The organism is Nonomuraea sp. NPDC005730, assembly GCF_040630865.1.
In the GTDB taxonomy this organism is placed as follows: Bacteria; Actinomycetota; Actinomycetes; order Streptosporangiales; family Streptosporangiaceae; genus Nonomuraea.
Map to the genome: position 1 here is coordinate 26,791 of NZ_JBEXYK010000023.1, position 21,361 is coordinate 48,151.

Below are 21,361 nucleotides of genomic sequence, written 5' to 3' on the forward strand. Positions count from 1 at the left end.
AAGCGTGGTGGCACAGATCGTTTGCAAGAAGCGCGCCGAGCTGGGTATCGAGCAGGTCATCCGCACGACTACCAGGGGGAACAGGCCGCCATGTCGCAGCAGAACCGTCCCGTCGAGGGCGAGCACAAGTACGAGCAGCACGTCACCTCGACCGGCGAGCACGAGGAGCGGCCCGGCCGCAGTCTCATCACCACCGACCACGACGTGATCCAGGAATGGGCGCAGGAACGCGGCGCCAAGCCCGCGACCGTGCCCGGCACCGAGCACCAGGGCAGGGCGGGCGTGCTCCGCTTCGACTTCCCCGGCTACGGCGGGAAAGACCTGGCGGAGATCACCTGGGAGGAGTGGTTCGAGACCTTCGACCAGCGGAAGCTGAACTTCATCTACCAGGAGCACAAGAAGGACGGCAAGCAGAGCAACTTCTTCCGGCTGGAGAACCCGGACCGCGAGGACGCCTGAACCCCGGAGGGCGGGCCCGCCCCCGCCCGCCCGCCGGAGTCAGCCGCCCTCGCAAAAGCCGCCGTCCGGACGCGCCGAGGGGAAGCCGCCGTTCAGCCGCCCTCGGAGACGCGGCGGGTGACCTCGTCGGCCAGCCGGTCGAGGGAGCGGTCGAGCAGCTCGCGCACCTCGTCGGCCCTGGCGCCGGCGGCCGGCTCGTCGAGCAGCGACAGGTGGACGGTCACCTCGCTGGTACCGGCCGCCGAGTCGGACACCTGCAGCCAGCCCGCGTAGTCGGGGTGGTCGCGGCCGCCCCACTCCACCCGGAGCTGCTCCTCCCGGGCGCGGAACAGCCCCTCGTGCCGCCCGCTGCCGGGCACCAGCTCGCCGCCCGCCTCGACGGTGCCCGCTCCGCCGTCGCCGACCCACAACCCCTGCGGCAGCCACCGGTCCATCAGCTCGACGTCGGACGCCACCCCGAACACGATCATGCTGTCGGCCGGCATCCCGCGCGTCGCCTCGATCTCCGCCATCACAGGCCCCCGTCTTCCCCGAATGCCGCCGTACCGGGCGCGGACCGCGCCGCCTGCCACCGGCAGCCGAACGCGGCGACCATACCCGTGGCAGCTGCTCGCAAACCGGCCCCCGCGGGGCCCGTCTCTCCAGCTACGGTGGCTCCGGTGAAACCGCGGCGAGAGGGGAGAACGGCGCGATGGCGGAGCTGCCACGAGTGCCGCCGGAGATGTTCCGGTTCGCCACCACTGAGCGGGCGGATCTGCACACCGCCCTCCTCGACGTCCTCGGCGCCGCCGCCGAGCGCCTGGAGCCCGCGCTGACCGCCGACGAGGTCCGCGACCGGCTGCGCGCCCGCGGCTGGTACGCCCCCGTCAGCGACCACGACCTCACCGGCGCGCTGCGGCAGCTCGCCGGCTGGAGACTGGTCGAGGTCGTCTTCGACCACGCCGCCGGCTTCGCGACCGCCGAGGAGTACGAACGCAGGAACCTGCGCTACGCCCTGACCGCCGAGGGCGAGGCCGCCCACGCCGGGCTGCGGCAGGCGTCGGCGACGCTGGCCTCGGCGACACCGGCCTCGGGGGGCGCGTTCCACACCGCCGTGCTCGACGCCCTCGCCGACCGGCTGGAGGAGCTGGAGGCGCTGCTGGCCGACCCCGACCCCGGCCGCGACCGGCGGGTGTTCACCTGCCTGCGGGAGCTGGAGTGCCACCTCGACGGGCTGCGCCGCGACACCGTGCGGCTCAACGGCGAGCTGCGGCGGCTGCTGCGCGCCGACGGCGCCGGCGTTGGCACGTTCCACGAGCCCGAGGCGGCCACGGTGGCCTACCTCCAGGAGTTCGTGACCGGGCTGGAGCAGCGCGGCGAGACGGCGGCGCGGGCGCTGCGCGGCGTGGCCGGGCGGGGCGTCGGCGTCCTGCACACCCGCGCCCTGGCCGGCGCCGACCTGCCCCGGATCCCCGGAACCGACCTGGCCACGCCGTGGCTGGCCGCCCGCGCCGCCGCCTGGGCCGAGCTGCGCCAGTGGTTCGACCCCGACCTCGACGGCGACCTCGACGGCGACCTCGACGGCGACCTCGACGGCGGCACCGGGGGCGGCACCGGGGGCGAAGGTACCGAGAGCGGCGGTGCCGGGCCCCGGTTGCGGCGGCTGCACGAGGTCGCCGGCGAGGCCATCGTCACCCTGCTCGGGCTGCTCGACCGCGTCACCGCCGCCCGCCGCCCCGCCTCCAGCGCCGCCGCCGACTTCCGCGCGCTGGCCCGCTGGTTCGCCACCGCGCCGGGCGAGGACGACGCCCACCGGCTCTGGGACGCCGCCTTCGGCCTCGGCCCCGCCCGGCACGCCCACCTCGGGCACGCCGACGCCGAACTCGTCCCGGCCGGGACGCCCTGGGCGGAGGCCGGGCCGGTGGCGGTCTCGGCGCTGCTGCGCTCGCGGGGCAGGACCGAGCGCATGGGCCGTACCGGGCGGGTGCGCGACGTGGCCGCGTTGCGCGCCGAGCGCCGCGCCCGCGCCGAGAAGGAGCATGCCGGGCTGGAGGCCGCCTGGCAGGCGCTGGCCACCACCGGCTCGGTCCGCCTCTCCCAGCTCGGCGCGCTCGACCACGACACCCTCGGCCGGCTGCTCGACCTGCTGGGCCGGGCCCTGGCCGCCCGTCCCGACGCCACCGGCCTGCGCCGGGCCGTCACCTCCGACGGCCGGGTCGAGGTCGTGCTGCGGGCCCCCGGTGACGGCGCGGTCGCGGTGCTGCGCACGTCCGAGGGCTGGTTCCGCGGCCCCGACTACCTGCTCGACGTGCGCTCCCCGGGCGCCCGCGACCACGGGAGGGCCGAAGGGGCATGAGCAGCCTGGCCAACCAGCTCGTCAGGGCGGAGAAGGAGGAGATCGCCCGCGCGATCAGGACCCTCCTCGCCCGGCCCTTCCTGACGGCGGACGACGAGCCCGCCGCCTTCGCCGTGATCAGGAAGCGGCGGGAGCCGCTGACCCGGTGGTTCGACTACTTCTGCGGCTGGCGGCTGGTCGTGGAGCCCCGCGAGGGTTACGCCCGCCTGGTCAAGGTCGGGTCGCGGCCGACGGCCACCCGCCCGGCCCGCCGCCGCGCCGGCGGCCCGCCGTTCGACCGCCGCCGCTACACGCTGCTGTGCCTGTGCGCGGCCGAACTGCTCGCCGCGCCGGTCACCACGATCGGCATGCTGGCCGGGCGGGTGGCGCGGGCGGCGGCGGTCGAGGCCGGCGTGCCGCCGTTCGACCCGGTCGGCGCCGACGAGCGGGCCGCCTTCGTCGACGCGCTCAAGCTGCTCGAACGGCACGGCGCGATCACCGCCACCGACGGCACGACCGACGCCTACCTCGACGACGAGGAGGCCAAGGTGCTCTACCGCGTGGACACCACCCGCGTGATCAGGCTGCTGGCCGCCCCCGTCCCGCCCTCCCGCCTGCCCGGCGCGGCCGGCACCCCCGCAGCGCTCACCGCAGCGCTCACCGTCGAGGCCCGTTACGGCGGCGACGAACCCACGGAGACCCAGCGCGCCCTGTGGGCCCGCCACTCCGTCATCCGCCGCCTGCTCGACGAGCCCGTCGTCTACCGCGACGAGCTGACCCCCGCCCAGGCCGCCTACGCCGCCTCGCTCACCGGCCGCGGGATGATCCGCAGGGCCGCCGAGGAGGCCGGGTTCGTGCTGGAGGAACGCGCCGAGGGTCTCCTGCTCGTCGACACCGAGGCCACCGCCACCGACACCAGGTTCCCCGACGACGGCGGCCACGCCAAGGTCGCCGCCCTGCTCCTGCTCGACCTGCTGGTCACCGCCGGTCCGCTGCCCGCAGGACGCCTCGACGAGGAGGCCGCCGAGCTGCTGCGGCGCTTTCCCCAGTGGGCCAGGGCCTACCAGTCGGACGGCGGAGCGCCTCGCCTCGCGGCCGACGCGCTGGCGGTGCTGGCCATGTTCGGGCTGGCCCGCCGTACCGGCGACCGGGTGGCCGCCCTGCCCGCCGGAGCCCGCTACCGGGTCGATCGCGGCCCGGCCGACACGGAGGACGCATGACCGTCACCGAGCTCACGCCCGCCCGCACCGCCCCGGGCATGGACCGGCGCTGGATCCCCGTACGCGCCGGGATCCTCAACGTGTGGCGCTACCACGACGAGGTGTTCGAGTTCCACCGGGGCAGGCTGCTGCTGCGCGGGCCCAACGGCAGCGGCAAGTCCAAGGTGCTCGAACTGCTGCTGCCGTACGTGCTGGACGCCAGCCTCAAACCCAGCAGGCTGTCCACGTTCGGCGGCACCGAGCGGACCATGCACTGGAACCTCATGGGCGAGGGCGCGAGCGGCGTCACCCGCGTCGGCTACGTCTGGCTGGAGTTCCAGCACGCCGACGGCCGCTGGTTCACCTGCGGCGCCCGCCTCCAGGCCACCGCCCACACCAAGAACGTCACCGCCGCCTACTTCACCAGCGGCTCCCGCGTCGGCCTGCCCGGCGGCGTCCGGCTCACCGGCGACGGCGGCCAGCCGCTGACCAGGGCCCAGCTCGCCGACGAGCTGGGCGAGGCCGGGACGGTCCACGAGTCCGCCGACGCCTACCGCGCCGTCGTGCGCCGCACCCTCTACACCGCGCTCAACGAGCAGCGCTACGACTGCCTGCTCACCGCGCTGCGCCAGCTCCGCACCCCCAAACTGTCCGAACGCCTCGACCCCGGCCTGCTGTCCGACCTGCTGTCCAGCGCCCTGCCGCCGCTCGGCGAGGGCGAGATCCACGAGATCGCCGACGGGTTCGAGCGGCTCGACCGGCAGCGCGAGGAGCTGCGCCTGCTCGACCGCGACGTGCAGGAGGCCGACCGGCTCGCCGACGTCCAGCGCGGCTACGCCCAGAAGGTGCTGCGCGCGGCCGCCGCCGCGGCCCTGTCCGCCGGACAGGCCGTCGACGCCCTCGCCGCCGAGGTCAAGGCCGGACGGGAGGCGCTCAAGCAGGCCGACGGCGAGCTGGCCGCCGCGGCCGTCCGGCTGTCGGAGGAGGAGGCGCAGGAGCTGGCCCTGGCCGCGCAGATCGACGGGCTGAAGGAGAGCGAGGCGTACCGGTCCGGCCGTGACCTGCACCGGCTGCGCACGCAGGCGGGCGAGGCGCACGAGTCGGCGGCCCGGCTGCGCGACCAGGCCGGGGCGGCGGCCCGCAGCGCGTCGGCCAGGCAGGAGCTGTCGCTGCGCGCGGCGGCCGTCGCCCGCGCCGCCACCGGCCTGGCCGACCGCGCCCGCGCCGAGGCCCGCCGCGCCGCCGAACGCGCCGGGCTGCTCTCGGTCCACCTGGAGTGCGAACGCCCGGTCCCCGAGCCCTGCTCCCCCTCGCCGGGCACGCAGCCCGGAGCGCCCGGCGAGGGGGAGCGGGGCGACGACGGCGAGGAGTCCGTGCGCCGCGCCCGCGAGCTGCTGCGCGCCGCCGTCACCAGCCGCGCCGGCCAGATCCGCGAGGTCGCGGCGGCGGCCGTCGAGCACGAGGAGGCGATCGGCCGCCGCACCACCGCCGAGCACGACCGCGACCGCGTCCGCGACGACCTGGTGGCCGCGACCGCCGCCCACGACCAGGCCGGCACGACCCGCGACGAGCGCGCCCACGACCTGGCCGCCGCCCTGGAGGAGTGGGCCCGCGGCTGCGTCCACCTCCGGCTCGACCCCGAGGAGCTGGCGGGCCTCGCCGACCGGTCCGACCAGGCCGACGAGCGGGTCGGCGCGGCGCGCACGGCGGCCGCGGTCCGGCTGGCCGCCCGCGAGCACCACCTGACCGGCCTGCGTGACCGGCTGCACGCCGAACGCGCCGAACTGGCCCGCGAACGCGAACGCCTGGCCGACCGGACCGCCCTGGAACCGCCCCCCTCGCACGCCCGCCCCGCCTCCCGGTCCGGACGGCCCGGCATGCCGCTGTGGCGGGCGCTCGCGTTCCGCTCGGGCGTCGACCCGGTCACCCAGGCGGGCGTCGAGGCGGCGCTCGAAGCCTCGGGCCTGCTCGACCTGTGGCTGCTGCCCGACGGCGGCATGGACCCCGGCGAGCACGACGCCTTCGCCGCCTCCGCCCTGGCCCGGCCCGCGCCCGGCCACAGCCTGGCCGCCGTGCTGTCCGCCCAGCCGGGCGCGCCCGTCTCGGCCGAGCGGGTGCTCGCGGGCGTCGCCTTCGCCCCCACGGCGCTCGGCCTCGACCATCCGGCGGCCGTCGGCGCCGACGGCACCTGGCGGCTCGGCCCGGCCGCCGGGCGCTGGGTCAAGCCGGAGCCCTCCTACATCGGCGACGCCGCCCGCGAGCGCGCCCTGCGCCGCCGCGTCGCCGAGCTGGACGACCGGCTCTCCGACCTGGCCGGCACGATCGCCGAGTGCGACCACCTGTTCAGGGTGCTGGCCGGCGACCGCGACACGCTCGCGGCCGAGCTGCGGCGGCGGCCCGACAGGAGGCCGTACGACGGGGCCGCGCGGGCCCTGGACGCAGCCGTGGGCAAGGTCGCCCTGCTGGAGGACCAGCTCCGCGCGCACGAGCAGCGCCTGCACGAGCGCGAGAAGGAGGTGGGCAGGTCGCTGCGCCGGCTCACCGAGCTGGCCGCCCGGCACGCCCTGCCCGCCGCCCGGCCCGCGCTCGACCGGCTGGAGGCCGCCCTGCGCGCCGCCGAGACCACCGGCGCCGTCTGGCACGACCGGCGCGGCGACGCCCGCGCGGCCAGGGACCGCGCCGGCCAGGCGGCCGAGACCGCCCGCGAGTACCAGGACCTGGCCGTACGCGCGATGGAACGGGCCGAGGAGGCGGCCGACGCGGCCGTCGTGCTGGCCGAGAAACTGGCCGCCGTCGAGCCCGTGGCCGGCGGCGAGGATTCCGACCTGCTCGGCCGGCTCCAGGACGCCCAGACCGCACACCAGGGCTGCCGCCGCCTGATCCGGACCATCCACGACGACACGGCCCGGCTCAACGCCCGCCTCGGACGGCTCGGGGGCGAGCTGGGCCGGGCCGAGGAGAAGCATGCCGAGGCGCGGCGCGTCCGCGAGGCGGTCTGCGAACGCCTGCGCCGCCTGCTGGCCGGCCACCTGGCCGCCGACGCCGGCGTGCCGGCCGGGCTCGCCCCCGACGCCGGGGTGCGGGCGGTGCTGGAGGCGGCCGGGGACGTGGCCGGACGGCTCGCGGCGGTGCCGCACGAGCAGCGGAGCGTCAGGGAGGCCGAGGCCCGCCTGCGGGACGCCTTCCACCACGCCAGGGAGGTCCTGGCCGGCCGGGCCGAGCTGGAGCTGGCCCCCGACGACGACGTCCAGGTGCTGACCGCCATCGCCGGCGGCGTGCGGGCGGGCGCGGCGGCGCTGGGCAGGGCGCTGCGCGGCGAGCGCGACGAGCGGCGCGGCGACATCACCGAGGCCGAGCGCGACCTGTTCGACCGCACGCTCGCCGGTGACACGCGGCGGCACCTGGCCGACCGCATCCGCCAGGCCGCCGCGCTGGTCGAGGGCATGAACCAGCGGCTCGAACGCGTCCGCACGGCCTCGGGGGTCGCGGTGCGGCTGGTGTGGCAGGTCGATCCCAGCCAGTCCCCGGCCACCCGCGCGGCCCGCGAGCTGCTGCTGCGCGACCCGGCCGGGCTGGGCGAGGCCGACCGCGAGGCCCTGTACGCCTTCTTCCGTGACCGCGTCGAGGAGGCGCGCGCCGACAACTCCTCGGCGGGCTGGGAGGACCAGCTCATGAGGGTGCTCGACTACACGTCCTGGCACCGGTTCGTGGTCCGCCTCGACCGCGGCGACGGCCAGGGCTGGCAGGACCTGACCAGGAAGCTGCACGGTGCCCTGTCCGGCGGCGAGAAGGCCATCGCCCTGCACCTGCCGCTGTTCGCCGCCGTGGCCGCCCACTACCGCACCGACCCCGGCTGCCCCCGGTTCATCCTGCTGGACGAGGTGTTCGTGGGCGTCGACCGGGCCAACCGCGGCCAGGTCTTCGACCTGCTGGTGAACCTCGGGCTCGACCTCGTGCTCACCTCCGACCACGAGTGGTGCGAATACCGCGAGCTGGACGGCATCGCCATCCACCAGCTCATCACCGGCGACGGCGACGACGCGGTGACCACGGCCCGCTTCGTGTGGAACGGCTACCGGACCGTCGCCACCGAGACCCTTGATTAGAAAGGTTCTTTACCACCAGCGATCGCGTCCGTATGGTGGGGGCAACCCTCGGGAGGCGGTCATGAAGATCCGCACCGCTGCGGTCGTGCTGACGACCCTGCTCGCCATGTCGGTTTCCGCATCCGTGCCCGTCGCACCGAGCGCCACGGCGGCGGCCGCCGTCGCCTTCGGCGCGATCGTGCCCGCTCCGGTGAGCGCGGTCCCGGCGGCGGGGGTGACGTACCGGATCACCGCCGCGACGGCCCTGTACTCCGACGCGCCCGAGGTGGGCGAGCAGCTCGCGCAGCGGTTGCGCCGCTCGACCGGCTACCCGGTCCCGGTCGTGACGGCCCCGCCGGCGGACGGGATCGCGCTGCGGCTGGGCACGGTCGCCGGCGGGGCGGAGGCGTACCAGCTCGACGTGACCGCCACCGGGATCGTCGTGCTGGCCAACGGGGCCGCCGGGCTGTTCAACGGCGTGCAGACGCTCCGGCAGCTGCTCCCGTACGCGGCCGAGGCCGGCACGGTGCAGCCGGGCCCCTGGCCGGTGCCGGGCGGGCGGGTCGTGGACCGGCCGCGCTACCCCTACCGGGGCGCGATGCTCGACGTGGCCAGGCACTTCTTCCCGGTGGACGCGGTCGAGCGGTACCTCGACCAGATCGCGCTCTACAAGATCAATCGCCTGCACCTGCACCTGTCCGACGACCAGGGCTGGCGCATCGCGATCGACTCCTGGCCCCGGCTGGCCTCCTACGGCGGCGGCACGGCGGTCGGCGGCGATCCCGGCGGCTTCTACACCAAGGCCCAGTACCAGGAGATCGTCGCCTACGCCGCCGCGCGAAATATCACCGTAGTTCCGGAAATCGACATGCCGGGGCACACCAACGCCGCCCTCGCCTCCTACGGCGAGCTCACCTGCGACGGCGTCGCCCCGCCGCGCTACACCGGCACGGACGTCGGGTTCAGCTCCCTGTGCACGTCCAAGGAGATCACCTACACCTTCGTCGACCAGGTGATCGGCGAGCTGGCCGCGCTCACCCCCGGCCCGTACCTGCACATCGGCGGGGACGAGGCGTCCTCCACGACGCCGGCCGACTACCGGGCGTTCGTCGACCGGGCGCAGGGCATCGTGGCCGCCCACGGCAAGACGGTGATCGGCTGGCACGACGTCGTCAACGCCACCCCGCTGCCCGCCACGGTCGTCCAGTACTGGGGCAGCGACCCCACGGAGACGGCGGTCTCGACGGCGGGCCGGAAGGTCGTCATGTCCCCGGCGAGCCGTGCGTACCTGGACATGAAGTACAACCGACGCACCCCGCTCGGCCAGACCTGGGCGGGCACCATCGAGGTCAAGGACGCCTACGGCTGGGATCCCGGGGCCTACCTCAGAAGGCTCCCGCCCGAGCAGGTGCTCGGCATCGAGGCGCCGCTGTGGACCGAGACGCTCAGGACGTCGGCCGACCTCGAGTACATGGCCTTCCCCCGCCTGCCCGCGCTCGCCGAACTGGGCTGGTCCCCTTCCGCCACGCACGACTGGACGGCGTTCCGGCAGCGGCTGGGCGCGCAGGGCCCGCGCTGGCGCGTCATGGGGATCGCCTACTACCGCTCCACCCAGATCGCCTGGCCCTCCGGTTCGTAGGAGCCCCCTCAGGAGCTGCGCATGTCCCGATCGATCAGATGCGTCCTGGCCGTGCTCGTCCTGCTGCTCGCCTCGGGGGTGGTGAGCGCCGGCAGCGCCGTCGCGGCGGCCGGTTCGACCGAGCTGGCCTCGGGCTGGGCGCTGCGCCCGGCCACCGGCCTCGCCGACACCGGCGCGGCGATCTCCACGCCCGGGTACGCCACCACCGGCTGGAACCCGGTCACCCTGCCCTCGACCGTCCTGGCCGGGCTGGTCGCGAACGGCGTGTACCAGGACGTCTACTTCGGCCAGAACCTCAAGAACGTGCCCGACCTGACCACCCAGGACTGGTGGTTCCGCGGCGAGTTCACCGCCCCGGCCACGGCCCCCGGCCAGGTGTACTGGCTGCGCTTCAAGGGCCTCAGCTACCGCGCCCAGATCTGGCTGAACGGCGTGCAGCTCGACGCCGCGGCCGTGGGCACGTTCGTCGGCCACGAGTACGACGCCACCGCCGCGATCCGGCCCGGCGCGGTCAACGCGCTGGCCGTCCGGGTCACCCCGCCGCGCCACGACTGCAAGGACCTGTCCACCTGCACCGTCGACTGGAACCCCGAGGCCCCCGACATGAACGCGGGCATCTGGAACACGACCCTGCTGGACACCACGGGCCCGGTGGCCCTGCGCGACCCGTACGTGCGGACCACCCTGTCCGGCGCCGCCGCCGACCTGAGCGTCTACGTGGACGCCGTCAACGCGACGAACGCCCCCGTCACCACCACGGTCAGCGGCACGATCACCAAGGCGGGCCGGCCCGACCTCACCTTCTCCCAGACCGTCACGCTGGCCGCCCGCGAGCGCAAGGAGGTCGCCTTCGCGCCCCTGCACGTGAGCGATCCGGTGCTGTGGTGGCCGTACCAGTTCGGCAGCCCCGAGCTGTACCGCCTGACGGTCGGCGCGGGCGCCTCCGACAGCAAGACCATCGACTTCGGCATCCGCCAGGTCACCGACTACCGCACCACCGTCAACGGCACCTCGTTCGCCGGATACAAGATCAACGGCCGGCCGATCCTGCTGCGCGGCGGCGGGTACGTGTGGGACCTGATGCAGCGCTGGGACACCAGGACGAACGCCGCCCACATCGCCTACGCCAAGGACATGGGCCTGAACACCATCAGGCTGGAGGGCACCCTCGGCAACGAGGAGCTGTACGACATGGCCGACAAGGCGGGCATCCTGGTGATGCCGGGCTTCGTCTGCTGCAGCGCCTGGGAGGACGACAGCGCCTGGACCGCCGAGCAGGAACAGGTCGCCCGCGCGTCCCTGGACAGCCAGCTCCGCTCACTGCGCCACCACGCCTCGGTGTTCCTGTGGACCTACGGCAGCGACCAGCCGCCGACGGCCGCGCACCTGGCCGCCTACAAGAGCGTGGCCGCCGCCCTGCACTGGCAGAACCCCACCCTGGACAACGTCGCCACCTGGTCCGACGCCGACGCCGGCATGAAGATGGACGGCCCGTACGTGTGGGAGCCCCCGGTGCTGTGGTGGGACGAGAGCAGGAGCGGCGGCGCGTACGGCAGCACGGGGGAGGAGGGCACCGAGTCGCCGCCGCCCCTGGAGACGCTGCAACGCTTCCTGGCGCCCGCCGACGTCTGGCCCATCGGCACGGCGTACAACTACCACGCCGGCAAGCCGGGCAGCGTGTTCGACACCATCGCCCCCTACAGCACCGGCCTGGCCAAGCGCTACGGCACGCCCGCCTCCGCCGCCGACCAGTCCCGCAAGTCCGAGGCGCAGAACTACGAGAACGCCCGCGCCTTCTTCGAGGCGTGGAGCGCCAGGCAGCACGTGCGCTCGTTCGGCTCGATCTTCTGGATGCTGAACAACGCCTGGCCGTCGGTCCACTGGAACCTCTACGACTACTACCTCAAGCCCGGCGGCGGCTACTTCGGCACCAAGAAGGCCACCGAACCCGTGCACATCGCCTACGACTACCTCACCCGGGCCGTCCACGTGGTCAACTCGACCCTCACCACGCGGTCCGGGCTCACGGCCACGGTCTCCGTGCACAACCTGCCGGACCTGGCCCAGAAGTACACCGCCTCGGCCCCCGTCACCGCCACGGCCAACGCCGGCGTCCAGGTGCTGACGATCCCGGCGGTGACCGGGCTGTCGCGGACGTACCTCATCAGGCTCCAGCTCAAGGACGCCGCCGGCGCGAAGGTCAGCGACAACGTCTACTGGTACTCCACCGCGCCCGACACGCTCGGCAACAAGAGCAACTGGTACCGCACCACGCCGAAGACCTACGCCGACCTCACCGGCCTGAACGCCCTGCCCGCCGCCGACGTGGCCGCCACCGGCGTCCGCGCCGTCTCCGCCGGGACCGAGACCGTCACGATCACCCTGCGCAACCCCTCCGGCCTGGCCTTCCTCCTGCGCCCGGAGGTGATCGCGGACGGGCGCGAGGTCGTACCCGTGACCTACACCGACAACTACGTCACGCTGTGGCCGGGGGAGACCACGACGATCACGGCCACGTACCGCACGACCGACCTCGGCGGCCACCAGCCGGCGCTCCGCGTACGCGGCTACAACGTCCCGGCCACGACCATCCCCCTCACCTGACCCGCCTCCCCGACCACGAGAGCCCCGCCGCCCCGGGCGGGATCCCGGCCGCTCGCCGGGGTCCCGCGCGGGTGCCGGTCAGGGGGTGGCCAGCGCGTCGGCCCAGGGCGGGTTCGCGCCCGCCACCGAGCAGGTCAGCGCCGACACCCGGGCCGCGAACGACGCGGCGGCCACGGCGGTGTCCAGGTCGAGGCCGTCGAGCCGGCCGCCGAGCAGGCCGCGCGCGCCCAGGTCGTGCAGGAGCCCGGCGGTGAAGGAGTCCCCGGCGCCGACCGTGTCGACGACGTCGACCTCCTGCGCCCGTACCTCCGCCCGTTCGCCGTCGAGGGACACCAGCGCGCCCGCCGCCCCGCGGGTCACCACGACGAGCCGGGCCCCGGCGGCGTGCCAGGTGTCGCAGGCCCGTTCCACCGACGCGCCGGGCATCAGGAAGCGCAGGTCGTCCTCGCTGAGCTTGAGCAGGTCGGCCCACCGGCACCAGTGCTCGACCCGGTAGTCCTCGCGGGCGGCGAGAGTGGGGCGCACGTTGGGGTCGACCGAGACCGTGGCCCGCGCGGCGGCCTCGCGCGCGAACTCCTCGACCGCCGTCCGGCCCGGCTCCCTGACCAGTGCCAGCGACCCGGTGTGCAGGCAGGCGGCCGGTCCGAGGCGGGCCGGGGCCAGCTCGTCCGGGCGCCACTGCCAGTCGGCGGTGCCGCCCGCGTAGAAGGTGTAGGCGGCCTGGCCGCCGCCGTCGAGCGCGGCGACCGAGAGCGTGCTCGGCTCCGCGGCCTCGACGGCCGCCGACAGGTCCACGCCCGAGGACGCCAGGCGCTCACGGAACAGCGCCCCGAACACGTCGCCGGAGATGCGTCCGAGGAAACGGGCCGGCGTGCCGAGCCTGGCCAGCGCCACCGCGGTGTTGGCCGGCCCGCCGCCCGGCAGCACCCGCAACCCGAGCTCGCCCCGCCCCGCGCCACCTGCCGCGGTGGTGAAGCCGTCGGCGACGCACTCGCCCAGAACAGCGATCATCGAGCCTGCCTTCCTGGCGCGCGCCGCCGATGCCGTACGCCCCGGGCGGCATCGACGTCTCCGGATGGGAGCTCATCATCGCAGCCCATCCGCCCTACCTGCCCATGTCGGCGCCGGGTGTGCTGCGCGGTTCGTCAGGAGGTCTGGTTCCCGTCCTTCAGGTGGCCGGGCAGGCCGGTGTTCGGGACGTCGAGCTCCTGGGCGTACCGGTCGTTCAGCTCCGGCCAGCCGAAGTCGACCGCCGCCGCACCCCGGATCGGCGGGATCGGCCGCCCTTCGAGCAGCCGCTCGGCCACGTCGAGGCAGATGTGCCAGCCGGCCGCCGCCTTGGGCAGCAGGTCGCGGTCCAGGACGGTGTGCCGCAGCGTCAGACGGGTGCCGCCGCCGGTCGCCGCCAGCTCCCACCGCAGTAGGTCGGTGCCGAACGTGTGCTCCAGCAGCGCCGGCGGGCGGACGCGGACGACCTCGGCCACCAGGTCCTGAGGCTTCTCGTCGTCGATCATCGTGAGGGTCGCGCCACCGGCCGCCGAAAGATCACGGTCGGCGGTGTACGGCGCCCACGCCGCGAGCTGTCCGGGCTCGGTCAGCGCCCGCCACACCTTCTCCGGCGGATGCCGCAGGTCACGGACGAAGACGAGGGTCCAGCGACCCTCCGTCACCTCGCTGCCGACCTGGGCCGGCGGGCTCGGGCGGTACGCGTCTGAGGTCATGACTGCTCCAGGTTGTCGAGATGGCGCTCAAGGGCGTCGAGATGCGTGTCCCACAGGGCCCGGTACGGCTGGAGCCAGTCGTCCAGCGCCTGGAAGGGGCCGGCGTGGAGGCGGTAGATCCGCCGCTGCGCCTCGGTGCGGCAGGTGACGAACCCGGCCTCCCTGAGCACCTTCAGCTGCTTGGACACCGTGGGCTGGCTGACATCGAGCGCCTCGACCAGCTCGTTCACACTGCTCTCGGCCATCCGGAGCCGATCGAGGATCCGGCGCCGGGTCGGCTCGGAGAGCACGGAGAACGCGTCGACGGACATGCCTTCATATTCCGTCTCAGGTATATGCCTGTCAAGGAATACACTCCCTTCCGGTGGCCCCTCGCTGAGCCGCCCTGGACGGGGAGCCAGCGCGGCACGCGGTGGCGGAGGGCGGGGCGGGGCTGTTCGGGGTGGCCCTGCCTCGGGGGTTGCGGGGGCCGGGATTCCGGTCGGGCGTGTGGTTTTTTCGTGTCCGTCCGAGGGCTCGCTAATGTTACCTCTTCGTGATGTGCGGCGCTGGCGAACGATTTGTCCTGAGAGGGGGTGTGTAGAGGAGATTGGTTGCCCCGATTTTTCGTTTTTATCGGGAAAAGTGGGACGCCGCTGTCCGGACATTCTTGTGGTTACGATTCCTTCGTCCAGTCGTTCTGCGGAGCGGAGGGGAAGAAGGGCGCCATCGATTCCCACGATTTGGCCGAACTCGAAAAGCGCCGAAACGACCCCGACTTCGCCGTGGCGTTCGCCGCCGTGATGCCGCCGCGCCAGCTCAAGAGCCTTCTGGCTGGTCTGCGCCGCGCGCATGCCATCCAGTCCACCAGCCTCGACAGGCTGGCCAGGGCGCTGAGCACGCTTCTCGGCACCGCTTCGCGCGCGCCCGGCGCAGCCAGGATCTCGACCCCTTACGTCCACCGCCTGCTCGAAAACCTCGACGACCCGGAAACCGGTTTCGCGCTCGGGCAATTGTTGCGATATGGCTGTTTCGCCGACGTGTTCCTGCGCGACCTCGCCTTCAGGGTCTACGACTACGAACGCAGCCAGCCTCCCGCGTCCCCGTACTGGCGCAACCTCCGCCCGGACTCGCGGCCGATGTGCGCCATTCCCCTGGACGAACGGGACCCCATGGCGGCCGTCATGGCCGCCCTGTCCAACCATCCCCGCGCCGCCCGGGAGTTCCTGACGGACGAGCGGCGGGACCCGCTGGAGTATCTCCTCTACGAGCGCTTCTGGCCCGGAGGCACCGAGATGTACCTCGACCGGGCGATGGACATCGCGGGCCTTTAGCACCTTCGGCCCGTACGTCGAGTCCGCCGCCGGCGGACGACTCGACATCCATGCAATCTGCACCCGGTCATGCTGGGATCGATCCCTATGAATGATCATTCGCTCGTTGCAGCCGACCTGCTGGACAGGATGGAACGGAACCTGGCCGAACACGCCGGTCACCTGCACCGGAGCATGGACGGCGCGACCGTCACGGAGACCGGTGACCTCCTGGTCGCCGACAGCGGCCTGGACGACGACACCTTCAACATCGTCGCCGCGGCCCGCTTCACCGTCGCCGACGCCACGGCACGGATCAGCGAGACCGCTCGGACGTTGGCGCGCACCGGTCGCCGTTTCTCCTGGTGGGTGGGGCCCGCCTCGACACCGCCGGACCTCGGTGCCCGCCTGACGGCGGCCGGTCTGCCGGCGTCCGAACGCGAGACGGCGATGTGGGCCGAGCTGGACGGCACCCTGCCACCGCCCGCCGTCCGAGGGCTGGACATCCAGAGGGTCGTCACGCCCGGACAGCTCGCCGATTACGCCACGGTTCTCGCCGCGAACTGGGACCCGCCCGCTGACACCGTCCGCCGCTTCTTCGCCCGGGCCGCCCCGTGGGCACTGGCCGCGCACTGTCCGGCCCGGTATCTGGTCGGCTACGTGGACAGCCGTCCGGTCTGTTCCGCCGAAGTGTTCCAGCACGCGGGGGTCGCCGGCATCTACAACATCTCCACCCTGGCCGCCCACCGCCGACGGGGCTACGGCGGTGCCATCACGCTCGCGGCACTCCGCACGGCCCACGACCGAGACCATCGCATCGCGGTCCTGCAGGCGTCAGCCGACGGAGAGCCCGTCTACCGCCGCCTGGGCTTCCGCCCCTGCGGCCACTTCACCGAACACCCCATCACCCCCTGAACCCCGGGCCCGGGTCCCCCTCGCTGACGGCCGCCTCGGACCGGACCGCTCCCATGGCCACAGCACGGTCCCCGCGAGTGCGATGAATACCTGACGGCCGCGCGGTTGCGGGTCTGGCCGAGGCGGGTCCGCGGACGCCCTGAGACCAGCGGGCGACCTGGACCTTCGTCAGAACGGGCGCGATCTGAGCGGAGTCGCCACGCCGTCCGATGGTGATCACGATGGACAGGGGCCCATGCCCCCGCTCGACGGCCATGCGCACCTCGGTGGCAGCTCGGCCGCCGGCTCAGGCGGCGTCGTGCAGTGCTTCCGAGGAGGAGTCGGCCAGGGACCGCGTAGGGGACGACGCGGTGAAGGCCAATCCGAGCTTGTTCGACGGTCCTGTGGTGGCGTGCTCGGATTGGGCGTGGGAGGGGCCGTACGGTCTCGTTCTCTCCTGGGCGCGGGTGACCTACCGGCACTTCGCGCTGCGCCAGGTACCCGGGCGGCCCGCGATCACGGCACTACAGGCTGCTCGGCGGGGATCTGGGCAATCCGCTGGTGGGGCAGGGACAACACGCTTCCTCTGTCGCGCGTGTTCCACCCCTTGCCCTTGAGCAGATGAGCGGCGCAGGAACGCGCGCTTCACAGGCGTTCACGACGATGCCCAGGGCCTCCACCGTCTCCGGGGCGGCCTCAAGGGGGGTCGAAGGTGAGGTCAGCGGTTGCTCTTCACCTCGCCCCGACTTCCCCCTGGGCCCCTGACGGTGGCGGTGTCGGTGGTCGTCACCTCGTGTGGCTCGGATGCGCACGGCGTTCGGCTGCCAGGGGATGCCGCCGGCGGGTCGCTTCGGTGGCTCGGGCACGAACGCGGGAACGTTCCGCCAGTGGCCGCACCACACAGGGAGGCCGGCCGGCCGAGGTCGAAGGCGCCCCGCCCGGCGCCGGGGAGGGTCAGGGGCGGAGGCCGGCGAAGAGGTCTTCCTCGTGGTCGGGGGCGTTGACCTTGTTCAGCTTCCGCTCGAAGGCCTCGTGGGAGAACGCCTGGTGCTGGGCCTCGTCGGGCATGCGGAGGAGGAAGATGTTCTCGCCCTGGCTCTCGTGGGCCTTGAGGGCCTTGAGCTTGCGCTCGACGTAGGGGGTGACGTCGACGACGGCGGTGACCAGCTCGTCGGGGGTGCCGAAGTCGTCGGACGGCTCGAAGCCGCCCAGGTCGACGCCGCTGTCGCGCATCAGCTCGAACATGCGCTTGATCGCCGCCCGGGGGATCGCCGTGTAGTAGAACTTGTCGGGGATGCCGGTCGCCTCGACGGCGGCCACCGTGATGCGGTGGGCCTGCACGTGGTCGGGGTGGCCGTAACCGCCGCCGCCGGTCTCGTCGTAGGTGATGACCACCTGCGGGCGGTAGCGCTCCATCAGCTCGCCCAGCCTGGCGGCGGCCACCTCGACCGGCACGTTGGCGAACGCGTCGGGGTGGTGGTTGGTGTCCCAGCCGTCCATGCCGGAGTCGCGGTAGCCGAGCAGCTCCAGGTGGTCGAGGCCCAGGTGCGCGACGGACTCGCGCAGCTCGGCCAGCCGCCGTTCGGCCACCCTGGCGGCGTCGTGACCCTCCTCGCCCGGTTTGACGCCGCCCGTGTCGTCACCCTGCTCGCCGTTGGTGCAGGTGACCAGCACGGTGCGGATGCCCTCGTCGGTGTAGCGGGCGAGGACGCCGCCGGTGCTCAGGCACTCGTCGTCGGGGTGGGCGTGGACGACCATCAAGGTGAGTTCCCGATCCATGAAGGGAACCCTACTCGGCGCGTGCGACACTTCCGCCCGCGCGTTCGCGGCGACCGCGGAGGAGCGGCCGGGTGGGCGGAGGGACCGGCGGGTCAGGCGCCGGCGATCAACGTCGTGGCCTTCCCGCGGGCGATGGCGGCGGCCGCGCGGTCGCCCAGCCCGTCGGCCACCGCCGCCTGCTTGAGCCAGTTGAACGGGCTGCCCGGCCGCACGCTGATCCGCTCGCTCACCAGCGCCCGCGCCAGCTCGAGCCGGCCGTCCCGCAGCGCCGCCTCCAGCAGCGTCTTCTGCACGGCGTCCCGCTGGGCGTGGCTGCCGCCGAACTCGTTGACCCGGTGCCTGATCGGGTGCAGCAGGTCGACCACCGCCGCGAAGTCGCCCCGCCCGTACGCCACCAGGGCCCGGCACACCGGCAACCCCACCCGCAGCGTCATCGCGACGTTGGTGACCCCCGGACGGGACTCCAGCGTGTACGCCTCCCGCGAGGCCACCAGCCGCTCCGCCTCCTCGAACCGGCCGGCCCCCACGTACGACATCACCGCGTGCACGTCGTTGAAGGCGTAGAACGGCTCGGCCACCAGCGGCGGCCACGCGTCGGCCAGGGCCTGCCAGCGTTCGTGCTGGCCGGAGCCCTCCAGCAGGAGCCGCCAGAGCAGCGCGGCGGCGTCCAGCAGCTCCATGGACGTGCGCCCGCCGGCCAGCACCGCGTCGTGCACCTCCAGCGCCCGCCGCGTGTCGCCGCTCTCCAGGGCGTAGAGGGCGTAGTGCCACCAGGTGTGGACGTTGAAGAACGTGCCGGTGGACCAGTCGTCCAGGCGGGCGTCGAGGTAGCGCACGCCCTCGCCGAAGCGGCCCTGCATCTCGTAGGTGTGCACGACCGCGTGGATGCCCCACACGTCGCGCGGGTTCAGCTCGACGGCGCGCAGGCCGACCTGCTCCGAGCGGTCGTAGTGGCCGGCCTCCTCCAGGCCGAAGGCGTGCATGCCGAGCAGGTGGCCGAAGTGCCGGTCGTCCTCGTGCCAGGCGGTGAGCGCGCCGCCGATCCGGTCGCGCAGCGAGCGGGCGTCACCGGTGAAGAAGTCGAGCTGGTGCCCGACGGCCAGGGCCAGCGCGTCGCGCGGGTGGGCGACGGCGATCTCGGCGAGCAGCGCGCCGCAGGTGGTCAGGTCGCCGTCGAGCAGCGCCTGGACGGCCGCGACGTGGGCGCGTTCGCGCGGCAGCAGCGACGACTCGTCGGCCCGGCGGCGGAAGGACTCGAACCGGGCCCGCGCGGCACGGGCGCCGGCCGCCTCGGTGGTCAGCAGGTCGAGGTAGGCGGCCAGCACGTTGCCCATCGGGAAGCCGGGGGAGTCGGCCAGCGCGGCGGCCGCCTCGGCGTCGACCTCGGCCCGGAAGTGCAGCAGCTCGTCGATCGCCTGGTCGTAGTGGCGCGCGGCGGCGGCGCTCGCGCCGGTCATGGCCAGGCCGTGCTGGTCGGTGGTCACCCGGTCACTGTAACCGCGCGACCGGCCGCGGCTCGGGGCGACGGCGCGCCCTGAGCGCCGCCATGGAGGCTCATTCGGTCCCGTACGACCCAATGAGAACCCTTGTCCGGATAAGTCGTCAGACGTAATGTTTGTGGCCGAATAAGCTTCCCGGTGAAGGAGAACCATGCGCCTGGCGGACGTCGACCTCGCCGACCCCGGCAGGTTCACCGACGGGGTGACCCCGTGGCGCATGTTCGACGTGCTGCGCGAGCAGTCACCCGTCCACTGGCAGGACGAGCACGGGCACGGCAGGGGCTTCTGGGCGGTCACCAGGCACGCCGACATCGTGGCCGTCGGCCGCGACCCGGAGACGTTCACCTCGGAAGGCTTCACCAACCTGGAGGAGGTGGACGAGCGGCAGGCCGCGATCCGGCGTTCCCTGCTGGAGACCGACGGCCCCCGCCACCACGCGCTGCGGCGGCTGCTGCTGCGCGACTTCTCGGCCAGGGCGGTGGCCGGCTACGAGGTGTTCCTGCGCGGCCTGACCGCCACGACCCTGGACGCCGCCCTGCCCAAGGGCGAGTTCGACTTCGTCAAGGAGGTCGCCGCCGACTTCCCGATCAACGTGCTGGCCCGCATGCTCGACGTGCCCGACACCCAGCGGCTCATCGACTGGGGCAACCAGATCATCGAGAACACCGACCCGGAACGGCTGCGCGAGAGCGAGGAGTTCAAGGACCTGCCCTTCCGCAGCCCGGCCTCCCTGGAGGTCTTCGAGTACGGCCGCGAGCTGGCCGCCCGCCGCCGCGGCGGCCACGGCACGGACCTGGTCAGCAGGCTGGTCAACCAGGAGCCCGTGGACGGCCTGCCGCTGTCGGACCGCGACTTCGACAACTACTTCCTGCTGCTGGTCGTGGCCGGGAACGAGACCACCAGGCACGCCGTCTCGCACGCCATGCTGGCCCTCATGGAGCACCCCGCCCAGCTCGACCGGCTGCGCGCCGACCCGGCGCTGATGCCGCGGGCCGTGGACGAGTTCCTGCGCTGGGCCTCACCCGTCTACCACTTCCGCCGCACCGCCACCCGCGACGTCACCCTGCACGGCCGCCGCGTCGCCGCCGGCGACAAGGTCGTCATGTGGTACGCCTCCGGCAACAGGGACGAGCGCGTCTTCCCCGACCCGTACCGGTTCGACGTGGGCAGGGACGCCGACGAGCACCTGACGTTCGGCAGGGGAGGCCCGCACTACTGCCTCGGCGGCGCGCTGGCCAGGCTGGAGATCCGGGTGCTGTTCGAGGAGCTGCTGCCGCGCCTGTCGTCGATCGAGCCGGCCGGCGAGGTGCGCAGGATCCGCTCGAACTTCGTCAACGGCATCAAGGAACTGCCGGTCAGATGCTCTCCAGGTGCTCCATGACGCGCTTGAGCGAGCCGGCCAGCTCGCGCCGCTGATCGCTGTCGAGCTCCTTGACCACGAACGCCTCCTGCCGGTTGAACTCCGGGAACAGCTCGCGCATCAGCCGCTCGCCGGTCGCGGTGAGCGCCAGCATGACCCGGCGGCCGTCCGTGGGGTGCGGGAAGCGCCGCAGGTGACGGTAGGACTCCAACGTCTTGACCACGCCCGTGAGCGTGCCCTTGGAGATGCCCGCCTCGGCGGCGACGTGGCGGGTCTCGCTCTCGCCCCAGATCCACACCACCCACATCACCACGAACCCCGTCCAGGTCAAGCCGGTGTCGCGCAGGACGGTCTGCTCCAGGTGGTTGCGAATGGCCGAGGAGGCGCGGTAGACGTTCGACACCGCCCACATGGCCTCGAAGTCGATGTTGAGGTCGCCCAGCCGCTGGCCGATGGCCTCCTCGGTCTGGCGCAGCGTGTGGTGTCCCGTCATGGCACGAAAGTATATTCGGTACC

16 protein-coding genes are annotated in these 21,361 nt (G+C 73.7%); 9 read left to right on the top strand and 7 right to left on the bottom strand.

Translation table 11 applies throughout. The annotated features are described in order from the left end of the window. Nucleotides 1-90 precede the first annotated feature (90 nt). Complete coding sequence (locus ABZ444_RS25360) at nt 91-459, top strand: hypothetical protein (protein ID WP_358001472.1); 369 nt, start codon at nt 91-93, stop codon at nt 457-459. A gap of 92 nt (nt 460-551) precedes the next feature. On the opposite strand, the gene ABZ444_RS25365 is transcribed toward ABZ444_RS25360, so the two are convergent. Further along, complete coding sequence (locus tag ABZ444_RS25365) at nt 552-971, bottom strand: SRPBCC family protein (RefSeq protein WP_358001474.1); 420 nt, start codon at nt 969-971, stop codon at nt 552-554. Nucleotides 972-1,150: 179 nt separating this feature from the next. Here ABZ444_RS25365 and ABZ444_RS25370 point away from each other — a divergent pair, with 179 nt between their 5' ends. The 5 genes from ABZ444_RS25370 to ABZ444_RS25390 all read left to right on the top strand — a co-directional run bounded on the left by ABZ444_RS25370 (nt 1,151) and on the right by ABZ444_RS25390 (nt 12,300). Beyond that, entirely contained in the window at nt 1,151-2,794 is a 1,644-nt protein-coding gene (locus ABZ444_RS25370) for a TIGR02677 family protein (RefSeq protein WP_358001477.1), read from the top strand. Further along, nucleotides 2,791-3,993, top strand: coding sequence for a TIGR02678 family protein (locus ABZ444_RS25375; RefSeq protein ID WP_358001480.1), 1,203 nt, complete (start codon nt 2,791-2,793; stop codon nt 3,991-3,993). The genes ABZ444_RS25370 and ABZ444_RS25375 overlap by 4 nt, the downstream gene beginning before the upstream one ends. Further along, nucleotides 3,990-8,078, top strand: a complete 4,089-nt coding sequence (locus ABZ444_RS25380) for a TIGR02680 family protein (protein WP_358001482.1) — start codon at nt 3,990-3,992, stop codon at nt 8,076-8,078. Before ABZ444_RS25375 ends, ABZ444_RS25380 begins: the two co-directional genes overlap by 4 nt. 61 nt (nt 8,079-8,139) lie before the next feature. Then, entirely contained in the window at nt 8,140-9,696 is a 1,557-nt protein-coding gene (locus ABZ444_RS25385) for a beta-N-acetylhexosaminidase (RefSeq protein ID WP_358001484.1), read from the top strand. A 21-nt stretch (nt 9,697-9,717) separates the two neighbouring features. Next, nucleotides 9,718-12,300: a hypothetical protein gene (locus tag ABZ444_RS25390; RefSeq protein WP_358001487.1), complete on the top strand. Its 2,583-nt coding sequence runs from the start codon at nt 9,718-9,720 to the stop codon at nt 12,298-12,300. Between the two features lie 78 nt (nt 12,301-12,378). Here the strand turns inward: ABZ444_RS25390 and ABZ444_RS25395 are convergent, their stop codons facing one another. The 3 genes from ABZ444_RS25395 to ABZ444_RS25405 all read right to left on the bottom strand — a co-directional run bounded on the left by ABZ444_RS25395 (nt 12,379) and on the right by ABZ444_RS25405 (nt 14,332). Beyond that, complete coding sequence (locus ABZ444_RS25395; RefSeq protein WP_358001490.1) at nt 12,379-13,311, bottom strand: carbohydrate kinase; 933 nt, start codon at nt 13,309-13,311, stop codon at nt 12,379-12,381. Nucleotides 13,312-13,445: 134 nt separating this feature from the next. Further along, nucleotides 13,446-14,021, bottom strand: a complete 576-nt coding sequence (locus ABZ444_RS25400) for an SRPBCC family protein (RefSeq protein WP_358001493.1) — start codon at nt 14,019-14,021, stop codon at nt 13,446-13,448. Further along, the gene (locus tag ABZ444_RS25405; RefSeq protein ID WP_357977010.1) at nt 14,018-14,332 is read right to left on the bottom strand and encodes a metalloregulator ArsR/SmtB family transcription factor; all 315 of its coding nucleotides are present in this window, start codon (nt 14,330-14,332) and stop codon (nt 14,018-14,020) included. Before ABZ444_RS25405 ends, ABZ444_RS25400 begins: the two co-directional genes overlap by 4 nt. A 282-nt stretch (nt 14,333-14,614) precedes the next feature. Here ABZ444_RS25405 and ABZ444_RS25410 point away from each other — a divergent pair, with 282 nt between their 5' ends. Continuing rightward, nucleotides 14,615-15,334 (top strand): hypothetical protein, encoded by a 720-nt coding sequence (locus ABZ444_RS25410; RefSeq protein WP_358001496.1) that lies wholly within the window; start codon nt 14,615-14,617, stop codon nt 15,332-15,334. Nucleotides 15,335-15,421: 87 nt separating this feature from the next. Further along, nucleotides 15,422-16,228 (top strand): GNAT family N-acetyltransferase, encoded by an 807-nt coding sequence (locus tag ABZ444_RS25415; RefSeq protein WP_358001499.1) that lies wholly within the window; start codon nt 15,422-15,424, stop codon nt 16,226-16,228. 933 nt (nt 16,229-17,161) lie between these two features. Here ABZ444_RS25415 and ABZ444_RS25420 read toward each other — a convergent pair. Next, nucleotides 17,162-17,986 (bottom strand): PIG-L family deacetylase, encoded by an 825-nt coding sequence (locus ABZ444_RS25420; protein ID WP_358001502.1) that lies wholly within the window; start codon nt 17,984-17,986, stop codon nt 17,162-17,164. A gap of 92 nt (nt 17,987-18,078) precedes the next feature. Then, nucleotides 18,079-19,470, bottom strand: a complete 1,392-nt coding sequence (locus ABZ444_RS25425; RefSeq protein WP_358001505.1) for a tetratricopeptide repeat protein — start codon at nt 19,468-19,470, stop codon at nt 18,079-18,081. A 166-nt stretch (nt 19,471-19,636) separates the two neighbouring features. Here ABZ444_RS25425 and ABZ444_RS25430 point away from each other — a divergent pair, with 166 nt between their 5' ends. Continuing rightward, the gene (locus ABZ444_RS25430; protein ID WP_358001508.1) at nt 19,637-20,866 is read left to right on the top strand and encodes a cytochrome P450; all 1,230 of its coding nucleotides are present in this window, start codon (nt 19,637-19,639) and stop codon (nt 20,864-20,866) included. Here the strand turns inward: ABZ444_RS25430 and ABZ444_RS25435 are convergent. Further along, nucleotides 20,841-21,338, bottom strand: coding sequence for a MarR family winged helix-turn-helix transcriptional regulator (locus ABZ444_RS25435; RefSeq protein ID WP_357976992.1), 498 nt, complete (start codon nt 21,336-21,338; stop codon nt 20,841-20,843). The two genes, ABZ444_RS25430 and ABZ444_RS25435, sit on opposite strands and share 26 nt — an antisense overlap. Between the last annotated feature and the right edge of the window lie 23 nt (nt 21,339-21,361).

What these genes read in the sequence shown, in the direction of transcription:
- ABZ444_RS25415 (WP_358001499.1), top strand. Translation starts at nt 15,422, where the DNA reads ATGAATGATCATTCGCTCGTTGCAGCCGACCTGCTGGACAGGATGGAA.
- ABZ444_RS25435 (WP_357976992.1), bottom strand. Translation starts at nt 21,338, where the DNA reads ATGACGGGACACCACACGCTGCGCCAGACCGAGGAGGCCATCGGCCAG.
- ABZ444_RS25405 (WP_357977010.1), bottom strand. Translation starts at nt 14,332, where the DNA reads ATGTCCGTCGACGCGTTCTCCGTGCTCTCCGAGCCGACCCGGCGCCGG.
- ABZ444_RS25360 (WP_358001472.1), top strand. Translation starts at nt 91, where the DNA reads ATGTCGCAGCAGAACCGTCCCGTCGAGGGCGAGCACAAGTACGAGCAG.
- ABZ444_RS25395 (WP_358001490.1), bottom strand. Translation starts at nt 13,311, where the DNA reads ATGATCGCTGTTCTGGGCGAGTGCGTCGCCGACGGCTTCACCACCGCG.
- ABZ444_RS25380 (WP_358001482.1), top strand. Translation starts at nt 3,990, where the DNA reads ATGACCGTCACCGAGCTCACGCCCGCCCGCACCGCCCCGGGCATGGAC.
- ABZ444_RS25420 (WP_358001502.1), bottom strand. Translation starts at nt 17,986, where the DNA reads ATGGATCGGGAACTCACCTTGATGGTCGTCCACGCCCACCCCGACGAC.
- ABZ444_RS25390 (WP_358001487.1), top strand. Translation starts at nt 9,718, where the DNA reads ATGTCCCGATCGATCAGATGCGTCCTGGCCGTGCTCGTCCTGCTGCTC.
- ABZ444_RS25385 (WP_358001484.1), top strand. Translation starts at nt 8,140, where the DNA reads ATGAAGATCCGCACCGCTGCGGTCGTGCTGACGACCCTGCTCGCCATG.
- ABZ444_RS25370 (WP_358001477.1), top strand. Translation starts at nt 1,151, where the DNA reads ATGGCGGAGCTGCCACGAGTGCCGCCGGAGATGTTCCGGTTCGCCACC.
- ABZ444_RS25400 (WP_358001493.1), bottom strand. Translation starts at nt 14,021, where the DNA reads ATGACCTCAGACGCGTACCGCCCGAGCCCGCCGGCCCAGGTCGGCAGC.
- ABZ444_RS25375 (WP_358001480.1), top strand. Translation starts at nt 2,791, where the DNA reads ATGAGCAGCCTGGCCAACCAGCTCGTCAGGGCGGAGAAGGAGGAGATC.
- ABZ444_RS25430 (WP_358001508.1), top strand. Translation starts at nt 19,637, where the DNA reads ATGCGCCTGGCGGACGTCGACCTCGCCGACCCCGGCAGGTTCACCGAC.
- ABZ444_RS25365 (WP_358001474.1), bottom strand. Translation starts at nt 971, where the DNA reads ATGGCGGAGATCGAGGCGACGCGCGGGATGCCGGCCGACAGCATGATC.